The sequence below is a fragment of the Bradyrhizobium sp. U87765 SZCCT0048 genome (assembly GCF_018131225.1).
GTDB lineage: Bacteria > Pseudomonadota > Alphaproteobacteria > Rhizobiales > Xanthobacteraceae > Bradyrhizobium_A.
In genome coordinates this window covers 184,838-203,763 of the sequence record NZ_JAFCMM010000003.1, presented here as the reverse complement: position 1 = coordinate 203,763, position 18,926 = coordinate 184,838, and the positions used below count along the sequence as shown (strand labels likewise).

At 64.5% G+C, this 18,926-nt stretch carries 21 protein-coding genes and 1 tRNA gene; 18 read left to right on the top strand and 4 right to left on the bottom strand.

What is annotated here, in order from left to right:
* Window positions 1-187 precede the first annotated feature (187 nt).
* From JQ639_RS19500 to JQ639_RS19485, 4 genes are all read left to right on the top strand, one after another.
* Window positions 188-2,308: a sodium-translocating pyrophosphatase gene (locus JQ639_RS19500; RefSeq protein WP_211970626.1), complete on the top strand. Its 2,121-nt coding sequence runs from the start codon at window positions 188-190 to the stop codon at window positions 2,306-2,308.
* A gap of 190 nt (window positions 2,309-2,498) precedes the next feature.
* Window positions 2,499-3,464, top strand: a complete 966-nt coding sequence (locus JQ639_RS19495) for a helix-turn-helix transcriptional regulator (protein ID WP_211970625.1) — start codon at window positions 2,499-2,501, stop codon at window positions 3,462-3,464.
* Window positions 3,465-3,616: 152 nt separating this feature from the next.
* Window positions 3,617-3,892 (top strand): HdeA/HdeB family chaperone, encoded by a 276-nt coding sequence (locus JQ639_RS19490; RefSeq protein WP_211970685.1) that lies wholly within the window; start codon window positions 3,617-3,619, stop codon window positions 3,890-3,892.
* A gap of 227 nt (window positions 3,893-4,119) precedes the next feature.
* Window positions 4,120-4,290, top strand: a complete 171-nt coding sequence (locus JQ639_RS19485) for a hypothetical protein (RefSeq protein ID WP_211970624.1) — start codon at window positions 4,120-4,122, stop codon at window positions 4,288-4,290.
* A gap of 102 nt (window positions 4,291-4,392) precedes the next feature.
* Here JQ639_RS19485 and JQ639_RS19480 read toward each other — a convergent pair whose 3' ends face one another.
* Window positions 4,393-4,911, bottom strand: a complete 519-nt coding sequence (locus JQ639_RS19480; protein ID WP_249123703.1) for an outer membrane protein assembly factor BamE — start codon at window positions 4,909-4,911, stop codon at window positions 4,393-4,395.
* A gap of 94 nt (window positions 4,912-5,005) precedes the next feature.
* Between JQ639_RS19480 and JQ639_RS19475 the strand changes: the two genes are divergently transcribed.
* The 9 genes from JQ639_RS19475 (at window position 5,006) to JQ639_RS19435 (ending at window position 12,199) form a co-directional block, all read left to right on the top strand.
* The gene (locus JQ639_RS19475) at window positions 5,006-5,560 is read left to right on the top strand and encodes a ubiquinol-cytochrome C chaperone family protein (RefSeq protein ID WP_211970623.1); all 555 of its coding nucleotides are present in this window, start codon (window positions 5,006-5,008) and stop codon (window positions 5,558-5,560) included.
* Window positions 5,557-6,192, top strand: a complete 636-nt coding sequence (locus JQ639_RS19470; RefSeq protein ID WP_211970622.1) for a YceD family protein — start codon at window positions 5,557-5,559, stop codon at window positions 6,190-6,192. Before JQ639_RS19475 ends, JQ639_RS19470 begins: the two co-directional genes overlap by 4 nt.
* Before the next feature lie 185 nt (window positions 6,193-6,377).
* Entirely contained in the window at window positions 6,378-7,439 is a 1,062-nt protein-coding gene (gene plsX, locus JQ639_RS19465; protein WP_211970621.1) for a phosphate acyltransferase PlsX, read from the top strand.
* Window positions 7,436-8,413, top strand: a complete 978-nt coding sequence (locus JQ639_RS19460) for a beta-ketoacyl-ACP synthase III (protein ID WP_211970620.1) — start codon at window positions 7,436-7,438, stop codon at window positions 8,411-8,413. The genes plsX and JQ639_RS19460 overlap by 4 nt, the downstream gene beginning before the upstream one ends.
* A 147-nt stretch (window positions 8,414-8,560) precedes the next feature.
* Complete coding sequence (locus tag JQ639_RS19455) at window positions 8,561-8,923, top strand: integration host factor subunit alpha (RefSeq protein ID WP_211970619.1); 363 nt, start codon at window positions 8,561-8,563, stop codon at window positions 8,921-8,923.
* Between the two features lie 119 nt (window positions 8,924-9,042).
* Window positions 9,043-9,897, top strand: a complete 855-nt coding sequence (locus JQ639_RS19450; protein WP_211970618.1) for a MerR family transcriptional regulator — start codon at window positions 9,043-9,045, stop codon at window positions 9,895-9,897.
* Window positions 9,898-9,961: 64 nt separating this feature from the next.
* Window positions 9,962-10,039, top strand: a tRNA-Pro gene (locus JQ639_RS19445).
* A 227-nt stretch (window positions 10,040-10,266) separates the two neighbouring features.
* Complete coding sequence (locus JQ639_RS19440) at window positions 10,267-11,694, top strand: HD domain-containing protein (protein ID WP_211970617.1); 1,428 nt, start codon at window positions 10,267-10,269, stop codon at window positions 11,692-11,694.
* Window positions 11,687-12,199, top strand: coding sequence for a hypothetical protein (locus tag JQ639_RS19435; protein WP_211970616.1), 513 nt, complete (start codon window positions 11,687-11,689; stop codon window positions 12,197-12,199). The genes JQ639_RS19440 and JQ639_RS19435 overlap by 8 nt, the downstream gene beginning before the upstream one ends.
* A 254-nt stretch (window positions 12,200-12,453) precedes the next feature.
* Here JQ639_RS19435 and JQ639_RS19430 read toward each other — a convergent pair whose 3' ends face one another.
* The gene (locus tag JQ639_RS19430; protein WP_211970615.1) at window positions 12,454-12,813 is read right to left on the bottom strand and encodes a 4-fold beta flower protein; all 360 of its coding nucleotides are present in this window, start codon (window positions 12,811-12,813) and stop codon (window positions 12,454-12,456) included.
* Window positions 12,814-13,449: 636 nt separating this feature from the next.
* Between JQ639_RS19430 and JQ639_RS19425 the strand changes: the two genes are divergently transcribed.
* Together JQ639_RS19425 and JQ639_RS19420 are read left to right on the top strand one after the other, a co-directional pair.
* Complete coding sequence (locus JQ639_RS19425; RefSeq protein ID WP_211970614.1) at window positions 13,450-13,914, top strand: RrF2 family transcriptional regulator; 465 nt, start codon at window positions 13,450-13,452, stop codon at window positions 13,912-13,914.
* On the top strand, window positions 13,911-14,378 hold the full coding sequence (locus tag JQ639_RS19420; RefSeq protein ID WP_211970613.1) for a group III truncated hemoglobin: 468 nt from the start codon (window positions 13,911-13,913) through the stop codon (window positions 14,376-14,378). The genes JQ639_RS19425 and JQ639_RS19420 overlap by 4 nt, the downstream gene beginning before the upstream one ends.
* A gap of 91 nt (window positions 14,379-14,469) precedes the next feature.
* On the opposite strand, the gene JQ639_RS19415 is transcribed toward JQ639_RS19420, so the two are convergent.
* Window positions 14,470-15,342: a hypothetical protein gene (locus JQ639_RS19415; protein ID WP_211970612.1), complete on the bottom strand. Its 873-nt coding sequence runs from the start codon at window positions 15,340-15,342 to the stop codon at window positions 14,470-14,472.
* 279 nt (window positions 15,343-15,621) lie between these two features.
* Between JQ639_RS19415 and JQ639_RS19410 the strand changes: the two genes are divergently transcribed.
* Window positions 15,622-15,888, top strand: coding sequence for a hypothetical protein (locus tag JQ639_RS19410; protein WP_211970611.1), 267 nt, complete (start codon window positions 15,622-15,624; stop codon window positions 15,886-15,888).
* 265 nt (window positions 15,889-16,153) lie between these two features.
* On the top strand, window positions 16,154-16,555 hold the full coding sequence (locus JQ639_RS19405; protein ID WP_249123702.1) for a PRC-barrel domain-containing protein: 402 nt from the start codon (window positions 16,154-16,156) through the stop codon (window positions 16,553-16,555).
* Window positions 16,556-16,821: 266 nt separating this feature from the next.
* Here JQ639_RS19405 and JQ639_RS19400 read toward each other — a convergent pair whose 3' ends face one another.
* Window positions 16,822-18,036 (bottom strand): polyhydroxyalkanoate depolymerase, encoded by a 1,215-nt coding sequence (locus JQ639_RS19400; protein WP_211970610.1) that lies wholly within the window; start codon window positions 18,034-18,036, stop codon window positions 16,822-16,824.
* A 198-nt stretch (window positions 18,037-18,234) separates the two neighbouring features.
* Here JQ639_RS19400 and JQ639_RS19395 point away from each other — a divergent pair, with 198 nt between their 5' ends.
* Window positions 18,235-18,888, top strand: a complete 654-nt coding sequence (locus JQ639_RS19395; RefSeq protein WP_211970609.1) for a glutathione S-transferase family protein — start codon at window positions 18,235-18,237, stop codon at window positions 18,886-18,888.
* The last annotated feature ends 38 nt before the right edge of the window (window positions 18,889-18,926 follow it).

Sequence of the window (18,926 nt, the reverse complement as noted above, 5' to 3'; positions counted from 1 at the left end):
AATTGTGAGAGGAAACGGGAGAGGGTCCACCCGCTGGCGTTGCGCCGCCTATGTGATTTTGGCATGCTTCGTGTCGAATTAAGGCAGCGACCTGCCTTTCGGCAGGCCTGCCTTATTTTTTGATGCCCATCCTTCGGGGACAATAACGGGCGTCATGGGGAAACACATAAGGATCGAGGCTGCATTCATGACCACTCTATGGGTGATTGTGCTCGCCGGGGCACTCTCCATCGTCTACGCCATCTGGGCGACCTCGTCGGTGCTGGGGGCCGACGCAGGCAATGCGCGCATGCAGGAAATCGCTGCCGCAGTGCGTGAAGGCGCGCAGGCCTATCTGCGTCGCCAGTACACCACGATTGCCATCGTCGGCGTCGTGATCTTCCTGCTGCTGGCCTACTTCCTCGGCGTGCTCGTCGCGGTGGGCTTCCTGATCGGCGCCGTGCTGTCGGGAGCCGCGGGCTTCATCGGCATGAACGTCTCGGTTCGCGCCAACGTGCGCACCGCCCAGGCGGCGACCAAGTCGCTCGCCGGCGGCCTCGAACTCGCCTTCAAGGCGGGCGCGATCACCGGCCTGCTGGTGGCCGGCCTCGCGCTGCTCGGCGTCACGCTGTATTTCGGCTACCTGACGCAGATCCTCAAGCTCTCGCCCAACAGCCGCACGGTCGTCGACGCGCTGGTCGCGCTCGGCTTCGGCGCCTCGCTGATCTCGATCTTCGCCCGTCTCGGCGGCGGCATCTTCACCAAGGGGGCCGACGTCGGCGGCGATCTCGTCGGCAAGGTCGAAGCCGGCATCCCCGAGGACGATCCGCGCAACCCGGCGACCATCGCCGACAACGTCGGCGACAACGTCGGCGACTGCGCCGGCATGGCGGCCGACCTGTTCGAGACCTATGCGGTGACCGCGGTCGCCACGATGGTGCTCGCAGCGATCTTCTTCGCCAAGTCGCCGCTGCTCACCAACATGATGACGTTGCCGCTCGCCATCGGCGGCATCTGCATCGTCACTTCGATCATCGGCACCTTCTTCGTGAAGCTCGGCGCCAGCCAGTCGATCATGGGGGCGCTGTACAAGGGGCTGATCGCCACCGGCGTGCTGTCGCTGGTCGGCGTCGGCATCGTCATCCACCTGCTGGTCGGCTTCGGCCCGCTCGCCGGCGTCAACTACACCGGGCTCGCGCTGTTCGAGTGCGGCATCGTTGGCCTCGCGGTCACCGGCCTGATCATCTGGATCACCGAATACTACACCGGCACCGACTATCGTCCGGTGAAGTCGATCGCGCAGTCCTCGGTCACCGGCCACGGCACCAACGTGATCCAGGGCCTTGCGATCTCGATGGAGGCGACCGCGCTGCCCGCGATCGTCATCATCGCCGGCATCCTGATCACCTACAGCCTCGCCGGCCTGTTCGGCATCGCCATCGCCACCACCACCATGCTCGCGCTCGCCGGCATGATCGTGGCGCTCGATGCCTTCGGTCCGGTCACCGACAACGCCGGCGGCATCGCCGAAATGGCGGGGCTGCCCAAGGAGGTGCGCAAGTCGACCGACGCGCTCGACGCGGTCGGCAACACCACCAAGGCCGTCACCAAGGGCTACGCCATCGGCTCCGCCGGTCTCGGCGCGCTGGTGCTGTTCGCCGCCTACAACGAGGACCTGAAGTACTTCATCGCCAATGCGGCGCAGAACTCGTACTTCCAGGGCGTTACGCCCGACTTCTCGCTGAACAATCCTTACGTCGTGGTCGGCCTGCTGTTCGGCGGCCTGCTGCCGTACCTGTTCGGCGCGATGGGCATGACGGCGGTCGGCCGTGCGGCCGGCGCCATCGTCGAGGAGGTGCGCCGCCAGTTCCGCGAGAAGCCGGGCATCATGCAGGGCAAGGACAAGCCTGATTACGGCAAGGCCGTCGACCTGCTGACCAAGGCGGCGATCAAGGAGATGATCATCCCCTCGCTGCTGCCGGTGCTCTCGCCGATCGTCGTGTACTTCCTGATCTACGTCATCGCGGGCGGCGGCGCCGCCGGCAAGTCGGCGGCGTTCTCGGCGGTCGGCGCCATGCTGCTCGGCGTCATCGTCACCGGTCTGTTCGTCGCGATCTCGATGACCTCGGGCGGCGGCGCCTGGGACAACGCCAAGAAGTACATCGAGGACGGCCATTTCGGTGGCAAGGGCTCGGACGCCCACAAGGCGGCCGTGACCGGCGACACCGTCGGCGATCCCTACAAGGACACGGCGGGCCCCGCCGTGAACCCGATGATCAAGATCACCAATATCGTGGCGCTGCTGCTGCTCGCGATCCTGGCGCATTGATCGGGCCGGGGCCGTTCGGCCCCGCCAACCTCGCTCTCCCTGGAGAAGGCCCGTGGCATCGCGCCACGGGCCATTCTTTTGAGCGGCTCTTTCTTTTGAAATTCGTGGCGTGATTGTCTAGATTTCGGCAGCCGGAATTGCACGGCTGACGGCGGCTGCCGTGCCTTTACAGAACTAAGGGAGTGAGGCCATGCCCGTGTGGTCGACCGACGCGCTGCCGCCGGCGGATCGCTTCGCCTATTGGCGGGAGGTGCGCGCCAAGCACCTGTTCGGCGTCTCGGCGGAGCTCGAGGCCGACCGGCGCGCCGGATTCCGGGGGATCTTTTCCGCCGAGCCGCTGGGGGCGGCGACACTGGTCGAGATGCATGCCTCGCCCTATTCGGTGCGGCGCACCGACGAAGACATCTCCCGCGCGCCCGGCAACAGCGTTTGCATCTACCAGCAGCTCGGCGGTGCAGCATGGTTCGGCACCGGCCGCCGCACCGAGTTCACCGTGCCGGCCGGCGCGGTTGCCACCAGCCATACCGATCTGCCCTATGCCACGCGGCCGACCACCGAGGCCGGCTTCCATCTGCGCGTGCTCAAGATTCCCTTCACCATCTGCACCCCGTTCGTGCAGCGCGACGGTGATCTGTCGCCGCAGCCGGTGGACGGCGAGCGGCGCCAGAGCACGCTGCTGTCGGCGAGCTTTCCGGCCTTTCTCGGCCAGGCGCGGTCGATGAGCGACGTCGAGGTCAACGCCGCGGTGATGGCGCTGGCCCAGGTCGCGCTGGCGGTGCGCGGCCTGTTGCCGGTTTCCGACGACGCGCTGCGGCTGGCCGTGCGCCAGCTCCGCCTGATCCAGGCGCGCGACCTGATCGGCCAGAACTTCTGGCGGGTCGATCTCACCCCGGCGCGGATCGCCGCCATGCTCGGCATTTCGGTGCGCCAGCTGCATCTGCTGTTCGAGCCGACCGGCACGAGCGTCGCGCGCCATCTCACGATGCTGCGGCTCAGCCACGCCAAGGCGCTGCTGGCGGAAGCGTCGGTGCGGCCGATTTCCGCGGTGGCGTTCGCATCGGGCTTCGATAGCCTGGCGACATTCTATCGGGTGTTCCGCGCCAATTTCGGGATGGCGCCGATGGAGTACCGGCACGCGGTGGTCGCTGCCGAATAAACGTGCCGGTCGGGCGCGCGGGATTTAATCGGCGTTATCACCACCGCTGCGTACCGCTTTGCACGGGTTGAGACGACGCCCGGCTCGCATCCCGCTAGGGTTCGCCGGGTTGAGCGAGGGAAGAGGGCTCCATGACACGAACGACCATTGTGATGGCCGCGGTGATCGCATCTCTGGCGAGCACGACCGCGAGCCGCGCCGAGACCATCGATCTGGCGACCTTGAGCTGCAAGCAGTTCCTGGAAAGCGGCGACGACGGCATCAAGATGGTGCTGACCTGGATGGACGGCTGGTACAAGGGCGACAGCGACGAGGCGATCATCGACACCAACGTGTTTGTCGAGAACGCCAAGAAGTTCGGTGCGTTCTGCGCCACCAATCCGAACATCAGCATCGTCAACGCGGCCGAGAAGATCCTCGGCAAGTAAGCCGCCCTGCGGGCGATAAGGCATCAGCGCGTGCGTGCGGCGCAGCTAGTGCGGTGCAAGCGCGCGCTGCTGGACGCGTGTTCGGGCGTGGCAACGGTGGCCCCCGCGTCTGCATTGCAGTTTGATGACAAACGCACTGGTTGCTCACAAAATAAATTCCGCGCAGCGATGGAAACCACGCGGGGATCTGCAGGTTAAGATGTTCGTCCAGCAGGGAGCACGCGACCATGGGGACCGATAGCCGCGATCCGTTCGAACAGGGCAAACTGGCCAAGCTCAAGCGCCAGCCTGACCAGCAGGAGCCGACGCCGCCCAATCCTTATCCGGAGGGGTCCGAGCAGCATGAGCGCTGGCAGGCGGGCTACAAGTTCGTGCAGCAGGGCCTCGCCGCGGTCTGACGCTGCGCCGGCTGTTCCTGCGACTGGATGATCCCGACGGGCGGCTGGCGCACGATGCGCCGGCCGATTTGTCGTTCCGCGCCGCATGGCGGCGGCTGCCGCTCAGCGGAACGAGAGCAGCTTGAACAGCGGCGTCAGGTAGCTCATTTCCTGGCCGGACGTCGGCGTCGTGCGGCTGATGAAGTCGAAGATCTTGCCGTCCTTCAGACCGTAGTTCGCAAGGCGGATGACGTGGCGGTTCTTGTCGAAGTAGACCGCGATCACGCGCTGGTCGATGACCTGCTGGTTCATGAAGGCGACCTTCCGCTCGGCGCGCTGCGAGATGTAGTAGAACACCTCGCCGTTGAGCGTCGCGACGGTGGACGGGGTGCCCAGCACGATCAGCACCTGGTCCTGGCTGGCGCCGATGGGGATCTGGTCCAGCGCGCCCTCGGGCAGGATGTAGCCCTTCTGGTACTGCTCGGAGAACGCGCCGCAGCCGGCAAGCGAGACACAGGCGGCGGTTGCCGCGAGCGCGAGGCCCAGCAGGCGGGCGGGGGCGCGGCGGCGGAGCGGCTGCCGGAGGGCGAGGTCAAGCCCCGCGCGGGCGTCGTCGTTCGACAAGGTCTTCAATTCGGTCATTCCGGGGCCACGCCCCGTCCTCTTGCATCACGCGGGGCATTGACGTACCGGGCAGGGCGCAGGCTTGACAAGACCCTTCCCGCGGAACCCGGTAATGCTTTGGCCCTTCAAACGCTTTCTGAATCCCCAGACGCCGTTGCGCGGCACCATCGAGGCCATCTATGGCATGATCGTGGCGCAGGCACGAGAACCGCTGTTTTATCAAGCACTCCACGTCCCGGACACGGTTAACGGCCGCTTCGACATGATCGTTCTGCACCTCTGGCTCGTACTCCGGCCGCTGCGGGCGGCGGAGGGCGGCGCGGTGCCGGCCGGGGGGCTCGGGCAGGGGCTGTTCGACCGCTTCTGCAGCGACATGGATGCGAATCTACGGGAAATGGGTGTCGGGGACCTGACGGTGCCCAAGCGCATGCAGAAGTTCGGCGAGGCGTTCTATGGCCGCACCGCGGCCTACGACAAGGCGCTCGCGGCCGGGCGGGACGCTCTGGCCGACGCGCTCGCCCGCAATGTGCTTAACACCACCGACACCGCGCGGGCGGCGGGTTTGTGCGACTACGTCACCGCGGCGGTGGCGGCGCTGGATGCGGTCGATCGCGCCACGCTGCAGGCCGGCACCTTCCGCTTTCCGGCCCCGAGGATACCAGCATGACGACAGAACGGGAGCGGGGCGCGGCGCCCCATCCATGGAGCATCAAGATCGCGGTCGACCAGATCCCGGACACCGGCGTGCATCAGGAGCTCGTTGCCGACCACGCCCAGCGCGCGGCGCTGGCGAAGCTCGGCGGCCTGCGCGACATCGCCGAGGCACGGGCCACCTTCGACCTGCGGCCGGCCGGGCGCGGACGTATCCAGGTGCTCGGGCGCATGACCGCGCGGGTTGGCCAGGTCTGTGTGGTGACGCTCGAGCCGATCGAGAACGCCATCGACGAGCCGGTCGATCTGCTGTTCGCCCCCGAGGATCAGGTCGCGGCCATTATCAAGGCGATGGAGCAGGAGGCGGAGGCAACGGGTGAGGATGCCGACCCGCCGGAGGCGATCGCCGACGGGACCATCGACCTTGGCCGGCTGGCCGCCGATGTGCTGTTTCTGGGAATTGATCCCTATCCTCGCAAGCCCGGCGTGGCGTTCGAGCCGGTGGTGACCGCGGAGGACCCCGAAAGCCACCCGTTCGCGGCGCTCAAGGCCCTCAAGGACGCTGCTGCGCCGCAGGGTGGGGCGAAGGATGCGCCGAAGGGGCGGGGCGCGAAACGCTCCAAAACCGATCCCGGCACCGGCGATTGAGGTCAAGCCGCCGAAACGCAAGGCGGATTCGACGGCGCAAAACCTCCGTCAAGAGTTGTATAGGGGCACGGACAGGGTATTGTCGCGGCCCGCGGTGGGTCATTCGGAGCCCAGCGGCGCCGCCCTGGCGGTGAAGGCTCAAGTCGCGGCCGCAAGGCCGCAAACATCGGATTGCCGGAACGTTCATGCCGCAAAAGGTTCGAATCGCGCTCGACGCCATGGGGGGCGATTTTGGCGCGTCGGTTGTCGTTCCGGGGGCTGCGATCTCGCTGACGCGACATCCCGACAGCGAGTTCGTCCTGTTCGGCGACAGCGCCCTGATCGGCAAGGAACTCGACGCACTGCCGGCCATGAAGGCGGTGTCGCGGGTCATGCACACCGATGTCGCCATCGGCGGAAGCGAGAAGCCGAGCCAGGCCCTGCGCCGCGGCCGCAAGGTGTCGTCGATGTGGCTGGCGATCGACGCGGTCAAGAAGGGCGAGGCCGATGTCGCCATCTCCGCCGGCAACACCGGCGCGCTGATGGCGATGGCGCGCCTCCACCTGCGCATGCTGCCGGGAATCGAGCGGCCGGCGCTCAGCGCGGTGTGGCCGACGCTGCGCGGCGAATCGATCGTGCTCGACGTCGGCGCGTCGATCGGCGCGGACGCCCAGCATCTTGCGAAGCTGGCGATCATGGGCAGCGCCATGGCGCGGGTGCTGTTCGATCTCGAGCGGCCGACCGTCGGCCTGCTCAACATCGGCGTCGAGGAAGTGAAGGGCGTGGAGGAGGTGCGCGAGGCGGCCGAACTGCTGCGCGCACTGAACCTGCCGCAGATGGATTTCATCGGCTTCGTCGAGGGCGACGGCATCGGCAAGGGCGCAGCCGACGTCATCGTCACCGAGGGCTTCACCGGTAACATCGCCCTGAAAACCGCCGAAGGGACCGCACGGCAATTCGCCGAGTACCTGCGCAGCGCGATGATGCGCACCTGGCGCTCCAGGCTCGGCGCGCTGATGGCGCGCGGCGCGTTCCGCGCGCTACGCGATAAAACGGATCCCGGCAAGGTCAACGGCGGCGTATTTCTCGGGCTGAACGGTATCGTGATCAAGAGCCACGGCGGCGCCAATGCCGCGGGCTTTGCGTCCGCCGTGGACGTCGGTTACGAGATGGTCAAATACGATCTTCTGACCAAGATCAATCAGACACTTCATCGCGAAGGCACGACGCTGAATCTTGCGCCGGCTGCCCAGGAGGTTCTCTCGTGACTGTGACGCGTTCGGTCGTGCTCGGCTGTGGGTCGTATCTGCCGGAGCAGACCCTGACCAATGCGGATCTGGCGGCGAGGATCGACACCTCCGACGACTGGATCGTGCAGCGCACCGGCATCCGCGAGCGTCACATCGCCGCCGAAGGTGAGTTTACGTCCCATCTCGGCACCCGGGCGGCGCAGGCCGCGCTCGCCCATGCCGGTGTCGACGCCCAGTCGATCGACCTGATCGTGCTGGCGACCTCGACGCCCGACAACACCTTTCCCGCCACCGCGGTCGCGATCCAGAACAATCTCGGCATCCATCACGGCGCGGCGTTCGACCTGCAAGCGGTGTGCTCGGGCTTCGTGTTCGCCATGGCGACTGCCGACAACTTCCTGCGTTCGGGCGCGTTCAAGCGAGCGCTGGTGATCGGCGCGGAGACGTTCTCGCGGATCCTCGACTGGAACGATCGCACCACCTGCGTGCTGTTCGGCGACGGCGCCGGCGCGGTGGTGCTGGACGCCCAGCAGCAGCCGGGCACGCCGGCCGATCGCGGTCTGCTCACCACCCACTTGCGCTCGGACGGCCGCCACAAGTCAAAGCTGTATGTCGATGGCGGCCCGTCCTCGACCCAGACCGTCGGCCACATCCACATGGAAGGCCGCGAAGTGTTCAAGCATGCGGTCGGCATGATCACGGACGTCATCGTCGACGCCTTCGAGGCGACGCAGACGACCGCCGAGGACATCGACTGGTTCGTGCCGCACCAGGCCAACAAGCGCATCATCGATGCCTCGGCCCACAAGCTTCATATTGCACCGCAGAAGGTGGTTTTGACGGTCGACCGTCATGGCAACACCTCGGCCGCGTCCATTCCGCTGGCGCTGTCGACGGCGGTTTCCGATGGCCGGATCAAGCAGGGCGACCTGGTGCTGCTCGAGGCGATGGGCGGCGGCTTCACCTGGGGCTCGGCGCTCGTGCGCTGGTGAGATGCAATCCATTTGACTAAAGTTTATCGGGCTTACCCTGTTGGCGATTTGGTTGTGAGCGGAGTTGACCCTAGGCGGTTAAACTCCTAATTTCAGACACGAATTGATCTTTCCAGCAGCGATTATCTCGCCGAATTGGGGCAGGCGATGGCCGGAACCGGAAAAACTGTGACGCGCGTCGACTTGTGCGAGGCGGTCTACCAGAAGGTGGGCCTGTCTCGAACAGAGTCGTCCGCATTCGTGGAACTCGTCCTGAAGGAGATCACGGACTGCCTCGAGCGAGGCGAGACCGTGAAGCTGTCCTCGTTCGGGTCCTTCATGGTGCGCAAGAAAGGACAGCGGATCGGACGCAATCCGAAGACCGGAACCGAAGTTCCGATCTCGCCGCGCCGTGTGATGGTGTTCAAGCCATCCGCGATCCTCAAGCAGCGCATCAATGGCAATGGCAACGGCGTGACCGCCGTGCCGGTGGCGGCGTCGTCGGGCGCGGCGGCCGCGAAGACGGAGTAAATCCGGCGGCGTTTTGCCGTCGGATGCCGCACGGCCTTCGGGCGGGATCCTTCCGCCCTCGTGCGCTGAACGTGCGAATCCGCTACGACGGCATGTGTCGCGCGCTCGGAAGGTAGGCATTGGACAAGGCACCGGACGCATTCCGCACCATCAGCGAGGTCGCCGACGACCTCGACATCCCCCAGCACGTGCTGCGTTTCTGGGAGACGCGCTTCAGCCAGATCAAGCCGATGAAGCGCAGCGGCGGCCGCCGCTACTATCGTCCTGACGATGTCGATCTCCTGCGGGGTATCCGCCGTCTGCTGTACGGCGAGGGCTACACCATTCGCGGCGTGCAGCGCATCCTGCGCGAGCAAGGCATCAAGGCGGTGCAGGGGCTCGCCACCGAAGGCGAGCCTGCGCCGTCGGCGGTACCCGAGCGGCAGCGCGTCGCTGCGCCGGTGCCGCCGCAGCGCGCTCGGCCCGAGTCTGAGCCCGAAGACGACGAGGACGAGATCGCGCACGCTGGCGACGACGCCGGCGATGACGACGAGATCGAGGCCGGCGCACAGCACGAAGACGACGAGGACGCCGGCGACGACGAGGCTGACGAAGCCGCGGACGGCGACGAAGGCGCTGACGATCACGAAGAGGACGAAGACGACGGCGAGGATGATGAGGCGGCACCGACGGCCGCGGCTGCGCCGGCCCGCGCCGCGCCGCCGATCCCGCCCCAGCGGCCGCCGGGTCGCGACACCTCGTTCACCGGCCGTGTCGAGCCCGTGCTGCGCAAGGCGCCGGTCGCGCCCCCCGTCGTTCGGCCCGTGGCGCCGCCACCGCCGCCTCCCGAGCGTCCCCGCGAGCCGCCGCGCGCGGGCCTGAGCGCGGCCGATGCCGCGAGGCTAAAGACCGCGCTCGACGACCTCGCGGCCTGCAAACGGCTGATCGACGACACCCTCAAGGGCGTGCCGCCCGAGATCATTCCGGTGAAATAGGTGGGGACGGGGTGCTTGCGCCCCAGCCGGAACGACGCTACAGCATGCCTCTCGCCGAAAGGCACGGAGCGTAGCGCAGCCCGGTTAGCGCACTAGTCTGGGGGACTAGGGGTCGGAGGTTCGAATCCTCTCGCTCCGACCATAAGGTTAATTTCATAGAAGCTTTGAACGTTTCCTGCGGTCGCAGGAGGTGCGGGGGGATATCGTCCCCCGGCATTTCATTGCGCGCTTGATTTGTTCTTGTTTTGTTCTATTGTGACTTTCAGGAGAGAAGTTGTGGTTACCGCTGCGCGACAACGTAAAGGGGAACCTTTTTCTTTTACAGCCAGCGCCCTCGCGTTAGTTTGGGCGCGCGGGAGTCGGCGCCGTATGGGCGCATCGACCCGGAGGAAATTAGGTCACTCCAAATTGCTTCGCCCACAGCGCATTCGTGATCCAATTCACGATCTGATCGAATTTAACGATCAAAAGTTTGAGCAGATGTGCTGGCGACTAATTCAGACGCCAGTTTTCCAGCGTTTGAGGCGCATCAAGCAACTTGGGTTCTCTGAACTAGTATATCCTGGAGCGACTCACTCTCGCTTCTCGCACAGCATCGGAGTTTTTCACACCGCGCGTAATCTAGCTAACATGATTGAACGTGACCGAAGCGATGCGTTCGATCGGCGTCGGTCGCAAGTTGCGATTGCGGCGGCGCTTTTGCATGATCTAGGGCACGGCCCCTTCAGTCATGCCTTTGAAGAAGTGCTGAAAAAGCTCGGATTCGGCAAGCACGAAGCAACAAGTGTTCGGCTAATCAAGAATGGTGAGGTGGCGCAAATCCTGAATGATTTTGCGCCGAACTTTGCAAGCTCTGTTTCGCAGATCATTGAGAACAAAGTTCCCGAAGATATCTACGCTGCTATTGTGTCCAGTCAATTTGATGCTGACCGACTTGACTATATGCGCCGGGATAGGTTGATGACCGGGGCGCAAAGCTCGGCGATCGATTTCAAGTGGCTTGCAGGAAATTTGGAAGTTAGGCGCGTCAAAGTTGGGCAAGACGAACAGGAAGTTCGTGAGGTTGAGACGCTTGTCGTTGGTCAAAAGGCTGTTTTGGCTGCAGAAGCGTACGTACTAGGATTGTTTCATCTGTATCCCACAGTCTACTTTCATAAAGCGACAAGAGCGGCCGAAAAGATTTTTGCCGCGCTGTTGTTGAGAGTCTTCCAACTTGCTCGCTCCGATCGATGTGCGGATGTTGGCCTGCAAGCAGATCATCCGCTCGTTAGGTTCGCACAGGATCCTAATGACCTTGGTCGGTTTTGTTGTCTCGATGATTCGAGTGTTTGGGGGGCGCTACCCTTACTGGTGCAATCCAAAAACTCTTGTATTGCTGAGCTCAGCAGTAGGCTGATTGATCGACGCTTCTACAAAGCAATCGACGTAACAGCAAAGATTGAACTTGCGTTAGCAGGCTTGCCCCTTGCAGAGCGAGAGGAAAAGCGGCGTAAGGCCGAAGCGTCGATTCGTGTTGATCTCAACTCTAGCGGTTTGCTCGCTGCAACTGATGAGGCTCCGCGGGTCTTTGACGATACCGTCGTAAGGGATCCCTATCGGCAGGGGCAAGGGGATGGGGCTGTCCTCGATGCGATCTACGCGATTGATCGATCCGGCGAACTCAAGGAGCTTTCGCATTTGTCACCGGTCGTTGCCGCGTTAAAGAAGTTTGAAGTCTACCGAATCTACTATCGCGAATCGGACGAAGCGACCAAGAAGGCGCTGGATAATATTATTGAGGGATACTGTCATGCCTAATCCCGGTCCGCGTGATGTGGCACAGATCATAAGCTTGGCTGGTGGCGAAATCGTTGGAAGCACCAGACTTCAGAAGATTGGCTGCTTGCTCGACTTGGTCGGGGCAGGTGTTGGTTTTGAATTTTCATACCATATTTATGGGCCGTACAGTGAGGAACTCAGCCTTGCTGCGTCTGATGCGGACGCGTTGGACCTTATAGACGTGAATGAAAAGACCGCGGCTTGGGGTGGCCGCTATTCGATCTACCGCGTTTCGACTGGTAACCAACAGACACTCGATTTAAACATTATGGCCCTTGCAAAGCGAGCAGCTCAAGCTGATAGCGTTGCGTTGGAATTAGCCGTGACCGCCGCTTTTCTTGCTGACAACGGTTACGAGGATGCTTGGGACGAGGTAGCAGAACGCAAGCGAGCCAAAGCAACGCCAGAAATGATGGCAAAGGCAAAGGCACTTTATCGAGATTTTCAAAAGATCGAAGTGCCAAATGCTCTCCCTGCAATATGATATTTTTCACCGCCCGCTTGAATTAGTAGTGGTGTGATGCTTCACGTATGCAGGCTCCACTTAGTTCAGTCAGCGCCCGCACTGGCATTCAGGCGGGCACCTCACGAGTGATCTTTCTCTTCGACCAGGTTCGCAACGCTCACTCCGTGGAGTTTTCTGGACGTTGTGTGTAGAGCCTCCGTTGTTCGTGTGGTGCGAAGCTTAGAATTGGGGTGCGGTGGCTTCGGTTGGGGCCGCAGCTGGCGCTAGCTGGGCTAGCCGCGAAGGTCTCTCCAAGAACGATCAGACCATATTGTTTTCATTAACGGCCTTAGAGGCTTTAGCTGACGAAGCCCCTTCAGTGGCTTGAGTTTTCGCAGCGCTTTAAGGGGCTTAAGTTTTCTTAAGGGCTTAAGAGGGCCGCCCGTCGCTTGGGGGATGAAAAGCACAGCGCGGCCATTCAGATCCCAAATCCAACCATTTCGAAGCCAGCCGATGACTGCGCCTGGATAGCTGTAAACTGCGTTGTCTCGGATGTAAGCGGTGGGTGTACCATCCCAATCAAAAATATGACTGTCATCCTGCAGGTACGCGATCGCTTGTCCTGTCTTATCGTAAAACTCAGCGACAGCCATTGAATATGTCCCAAATCCCGAGATGAAAACGCATTAAGTTTGCGCCGACCACAGCTTGTTTGGAAGAGTGGACGTCTCCGTAGGCTGTAACCCACGGCCTCCCCAGATCCCAAACAGTACGACAAGAAAGCCCTTCGAGGAGCCATAATTCTTCGGAGCCGAAATGTGTGCTCCCATAACCTGCTTACGCCTAAAGCAACGCCATTTAGCCGTCTGCCCGATTTGCCTACCTAGGTCGCGCATCCTGCAGAGGCAACCTTCCCAGTAGCCGCCGTCTGCCGTCTCTGACCGGCCGCTCCGACCACCGGTTCCGTTGCGCGGGTCGGTGGGCGCCGGTCTGCGGCGCGGCGGCCATGTCGCGCGCCCAAGCGCAGCGCGTTGGCGATCATGATCGGCGACGAGGCTGACCTCACGGCGGCTGCAATCAGCGGCGTGACACGGCGGAGATGGCGACCTGCACCGCGGCGAAGACATGCGGGCGCTACGCAGCCATTGATTTCGCGCGGCGTGAGGGGCGTCGCGAACGAAGACTCGTTCCGCGGTGGTAAGCGGCGTGACACACGCTCTTGAATAAGATTTATAAAAAATGTATCTTATCCGAGCCCCGTCACTCGTGGCGGCGTTGGATCCTTCGCCATGCGTCTGACCCAATTCTCCGACTATGCCCTGCGTGTGCTGCTGTATGCGGCGGCGCGAGGGGAGGAGCTGATCACGATCGAGGAGACGGCGAAGCTCTACGGGATTTCCCGTGCCCATCTCATGAAGGTCGCCAACCAATTGACGCGGTCGGGCTTTCTCAAGGCCGTGCGCGGCCGCTCCGGCGGGCTGGCGCTGGCGCAGCGGCCCGAGCGCATCCGGCTCGGCGATGTCGTGCGCGCCACTGAACCCGATTTCGCCATCGTCGAATGCATGGGCGGCGACAACCACTGCCGTATCGCGCCGGCGTGCAAGCTGCGCGGCGCACTGAATGAAGCGCTCGCGGCATTCGTCGCGGTGCTCGATGGCTATACGCTCGCCGATCTCACGCTCAATCCGCAGGAGTTCGGTATTCGCCGGCGGCCTGACGCCGGCGGACACTCGAAGGGACGAGACCCACAATGACAGATCTTCCCGAAGGCGGCCCGGAGCGGCGCGCGGCGATCACTGCGGCGATCAGCTCGCAGACCGGCATCGACGAGCCGATGATCGAGCGGCTGGTCAAGACGTTCTACGCGCGCATCCAGGTGCATCCGGTGCTCGGGCCGATCTTCGCCGCGAAAATCGAGAACTGGGACGAACACATCGACAAGCTCTGCGCGTTCTGGTCGTCGGTCGCGCTGATGACCGGCCGCTATCACGGCCATCCGATGCGGGCGCATTTGCGCCTGCCGATTGCGGCGACGCATTTCGACCAGTGGCTGGCGCTGTTCGAGACGACGGCGCGCGAGGTGTGTCCACCGCAGGCGGCCGAGCATTTTCTCGATCGCGCCCGCCGCATCGCCGACAGTTTCGAGATGGGCCTTGCCACCACCCGCGGCGAGATTGTCACGCCGCGCCACAGCCGCACGGTCACGCGCGCCTCCTGAAGGCTGCGCGGTATGCGCGTCCCCAAAACGCATCGAGGCCGGCTTTGGCCGGCCTCGACAATGGAGTGCGATGTGCCGGAGCGATCGGCGCTCAGCGGCGGACGATCAGGCCCTTCGGCGTGACCACCACCCAGCGGCCATCCTGGTAGCGCACCGCGTCGACGCGGCCGATGCCGGGCAGCGGGTCGCCGGGATAGGCCTCGTAAAGGCCCATCGGGCCGTCGACGACGGCGGCGCCGTTGCTGACGCGGGTCAGCGTCCAGCCGTCGACGATCGGCGGGCCCTTCGGCCTCGCGGCGGCGATCGAGCCGGTGACGTCGGCCGCGGCGGGGGCGGGCGCCGCGCTCGCGGTGCGCACCTTGTCCTGGGCCTCGCTGATCTTGGCGACGCGGCTCATGGTCTCGTCCTGGGACTTCTCGACCTTGTCGAGGCGCTCGCCGAGCTTGCCGAGCTGCGTCGTCCGCGTCTTGCCGGTGCGGTCGAGGTCGGACTTCACGGCGTTGAGATCGGCGTTGAGCCGGGCGACGGTCTCGCGCAGCAGCGCGGCCTCCTCGGCGGTCGCGGACTTGACCGCGGGGGCTTCGGCTTGCGGCGTCGCGCCATGGCCGAACGCCAGCGTGGCGAGGGAGCCGCCAGCGGCGCCGCACACGGCGGCGACCGCGATCACCGCAGCCATCGCCGCGATCCGGCGCCGGCGATACGGGCTCGTTCGTGCGGTTTTGTGCGGCTCGTCTTCGTGGTCGAACGCGACGCGCTCGGATGCCTCGGGCCGCTCGGGCCACAGGATCATGATGTTGGAGGCATTGCGCGCCGGCTCGGCGGGGCCTTGCGCGGTCGCATGGTGCGGGGCGGGCAAGCCTGCATCGGCCTTCGCCGCGGCCTCCGGCTGGTCGGACGCCGCGGACGAGGCGGTCTCCGGCTTGTCGAGGGCCTCACCGTCCTTGTCGGTGCTCTGCTCGGTCACGATAGATCTCCTCATTCCGTTGATTATTTAGTGACCATGATTGGTTGCGATCCCGTTACCAATTTGTGCTTTGCGACCAAGGATGTGCCGGAAATGTCTGTCATCGACATTGCGCGAGCGTCGCTGCACGGCGGCTGAATAAAATGTGTTCGGACGGGGGCGGCTGGGAACCGGCGCTGAACCGAACTGTTGATTGATGCGTCTTATCCTGCAGGCGCGTTCGGAACGTCCTGCCGCTCCGATCGTGCGTGCGCAAATGGGCAGAATTCAGGTCTGGCCATGTCCCTGCTGATCGGCATCGCCGCTGCCATCGTGGTCGTTGCGCTCGCGCTCGCGGCGGCTGTCGCGTTCATCGTGGTGTCGCTGTCGCGCGGCGCACGGTTGATCGCCTCGCGCACCGGTCGCGGGCCGATCGAGGCCGTCGTGGTGCGGCCGTGTCGTCCGCGTCCGCTGCGCCGCCAGACCATTCGCTTCGTGCAGCGGCGCTCGGTGCCGCTGGTCGCGTTCGGGCGCGGCATGCTGCGCACGCTGTTCCACGCGGCGTAGCATTCAGCGCGGTCTCTCCCGACGAGTTCCTCCCTGGATGGATGTGGTCTGTGATGGCCGCGGCCACGGCGTGCGCCGGAACGTCGCTCCGGTTCCTGGGTTGGCCCGACGTCCGTCATGAACGGACGACAAGGAGGCGACCATGATCATGAAACACGCTTTGACTGGCGTCATCGGGACAGTGCTTCTGACCGGCGTCGCGCTGGCGCAGACCCCGGCGCCGGCCAACCGCATGGACAGCACGCCGGGCGCGTCATGATCGACGATGCAGTCCCATCAGGGCATGTGGCGGGCGTCCAAGCTCGTCGGTGTCAACGTCTATAACGATAGCGGCGAGAGTCTCGGCAAGATCAACGATCTGATCGTCGACAATACCGGTGCGACCAGGAACGTGATCATCGGCGTCGGCGGCTTTCTCGGCGTCGGCGAGCGTTATATCGCCGTCAGCTTCGACAAGCTGAAGTGGTCGAACGAGCCGCTGCGCACCGCCAGCACGACGGCGCCGGCGGCGGGCGGCATGGATAGCAACCGCACCGTCGGTTCGACGGCGAAGACATCGCCGGCGCCCACGGCGTCAGGCGCCGCGGTCGACGCCTGGTATCCCGACCACGCCGTGCTGAGCGCGACCAGGGACGACGTCAAGGCGATGCCCGAGTTCAAGTACTGACGCGAAGGCCGCGTCGAGACGACGCAACACAGGAAGACCGGTGCAAGCCGGTCTTCTTTTTTGTGTGCACGGACGTCGTCGCCTGTCGTCGCGGCTTTTGTCTGGAGCGGGAGGTCGCCCGCGTCGCTGGCATTGCAATGCCCGCAGGGCCGACGCAGTCTGGAGGCAAGGTGCGATGAGCCTCGGCGCGACCCGCGTCATCGATCATATCGTCCTGCTCTGCGGAAAACCTCGATCCGACACGTGGCTTCTATCGGCCGCGCTGCTTACGCGTTGAGATGGATGAAGTCGCGCAGCAGCGGATAGATCTCGCTGTTCCAGCGCCGGCCGCTGAAGACGCCGTAGTGGCCGACGCCGGCCTGCATGTGGTGCTGCTTGCGATACTGCCGCACGCCGGTGCACAGGTCCTGCGCGGCGACGGTCTGGCCGATCGAGCAGATGTCGTCCTTTTCACCCTCGACTGTCAGCAGCCCCATGCGGCTCACCGCCGCGGGCCGCACCGGGCGGTCGCGGTGCATCAACTTGCCCTGCGGCAGCAGATGTTCCTGGAAGACGTCGCGGATGGTCTCGATGTAGAAGTCGCCGGGGAGATCCATCACCGCGAAGTACTCGTCGTAGAACGTCTTGATGGTCTCGGCCTTCTCGGTCTCGCCATTGGCGAGATGCGTCATCAGGTCGAGGTGCGACTTGACGTGGCGCTCGAGATTCATCGACACGAATGCGGTGAGCTGCACGAAGCCGGGATAGACCTTGCGGAACGCACCGGCGCACTGCACCGGCACGAGGTTGATCATGTTCTGCTCGAACCAGCTCAGCGGCTTGCTCTTGGCGAATTCATTGACCTTGGTCGGCTGGATGCGGGTGTCGATCGGCCCGGCCATCAGCGTCAGGCTCGCCGGCCGCGACGGGTGATCGTCTTCGGACATCAGCGCCGCGGCGGCGAGCGCCGACACCGACGGCTGGCAGATCGCCACCATGTGCGGCCGCGGCCCGAGCTGGCCGAGGAACGCGATCAGGTGTTCGGTGTAGTCGGCGAGGGCGAAATCGCCGGCGCTGACCGGGATGTCGCGCGGATTGTGCCAGTCGGTGATGTAGACGTCGTGATCCTGCAGCAGCGTCTGCACGGTGTTGCGCAGCAACGTGGCGAAGTGGCCGGACATCGGCGCCACCAGCAGCACGCGCGGCTGTTCCGGCGCGCCGTCCTTCCTGAAGTGCAGCAGCGATCCGAACGGCGTGGCGTAGGCGACCTCCTCGATCACCTCGCAGGCGCGGTTGCCGACCATGACCGGCTTGATGTCGTAGGGCGGCCGCTCATAGGTCAGGCGGCTGCGGGTGATCAGTTCCAGCGCGGCGGCGAGACGGCGGACGAAGGCGTCGGACGTTCCCTGCGGCAGCAGGTTGAGATAGCGCAGCGCCGCCGCCGCGCCGCTGCGCCAGGGAGCCGTGAGCACAGTGTAGTTTTCAAAGGCCTGGTACATCATTCAGGACCGTCCGGCAGTTTGTTTTGCCTCCATCCATGCAAGTTCGACGCCAGCGGTCGCTCCGGACCCGTGCCGGAACTGGCACGTGGCTTGCTCCGTCCGACGTCAACCGGCCCAAACAAGCGGCAGCCGGCGGGCGCGGCGCGCCCGGTCCGCAGCCGCGTCGGGCGCGTGTGCGTCGGCATCAGGAGGGAGACAATGGCCCGGGCGACTCTGACCATCACCAGCAAGAACTACTCGTCGTGGTCGCTGCGCGGCTGGCTGCTGACGCGGTTCGCCGGGCTCGACGTCGACGAGATCGTGGTCTCGCCCGACGATCCGGCGGCGCGGGCGGAGATCCTGCTGCTGTCGTCGTCGATCCTCGTGCCGTGCCTGCGCCACGACGGCGCGGTGGTCTGGGACACCCTCGCCATCGCCGAGTATCTCAACGAAATCAAGCCGGAGGCGGGGCTTTTGCCTGACGACCGCATCCTGCGCGCGCGCTGCCGCTCGATCTGTGGCGAGATCCACTCGGGCTTTGCCAACCTGCGCTCGTCGCTGCCGGTCAATCTCAAGGGACATTTTCCCAATTTCCGCATCTGGTCACGTGCCCAGGCCGACATCGATCGCATCGTCACGCTGTGGAGCGACTGTCTTGCCGAGAGCGGCGGGCCCTTCCTGTTCGGCGAGCGCACCATGGCGGACGCGATGTATGCGCCGGTGGTGACCCGGTTCCGGACCTATGACGTGCGTCTCAGCAGCCGCCTCGACGGCTATGCCGACGTCATCATGGCGATGCCGGAGATGCAGGAGTGGGTGGCGGCGGCGAAGCTCGAGCCGACCGACATCGAGGAGCTCGAGGTCGATTTCTAGGCAGCTGCCTGCGCGCCGCGCTGCCCAGCAATGTGCCC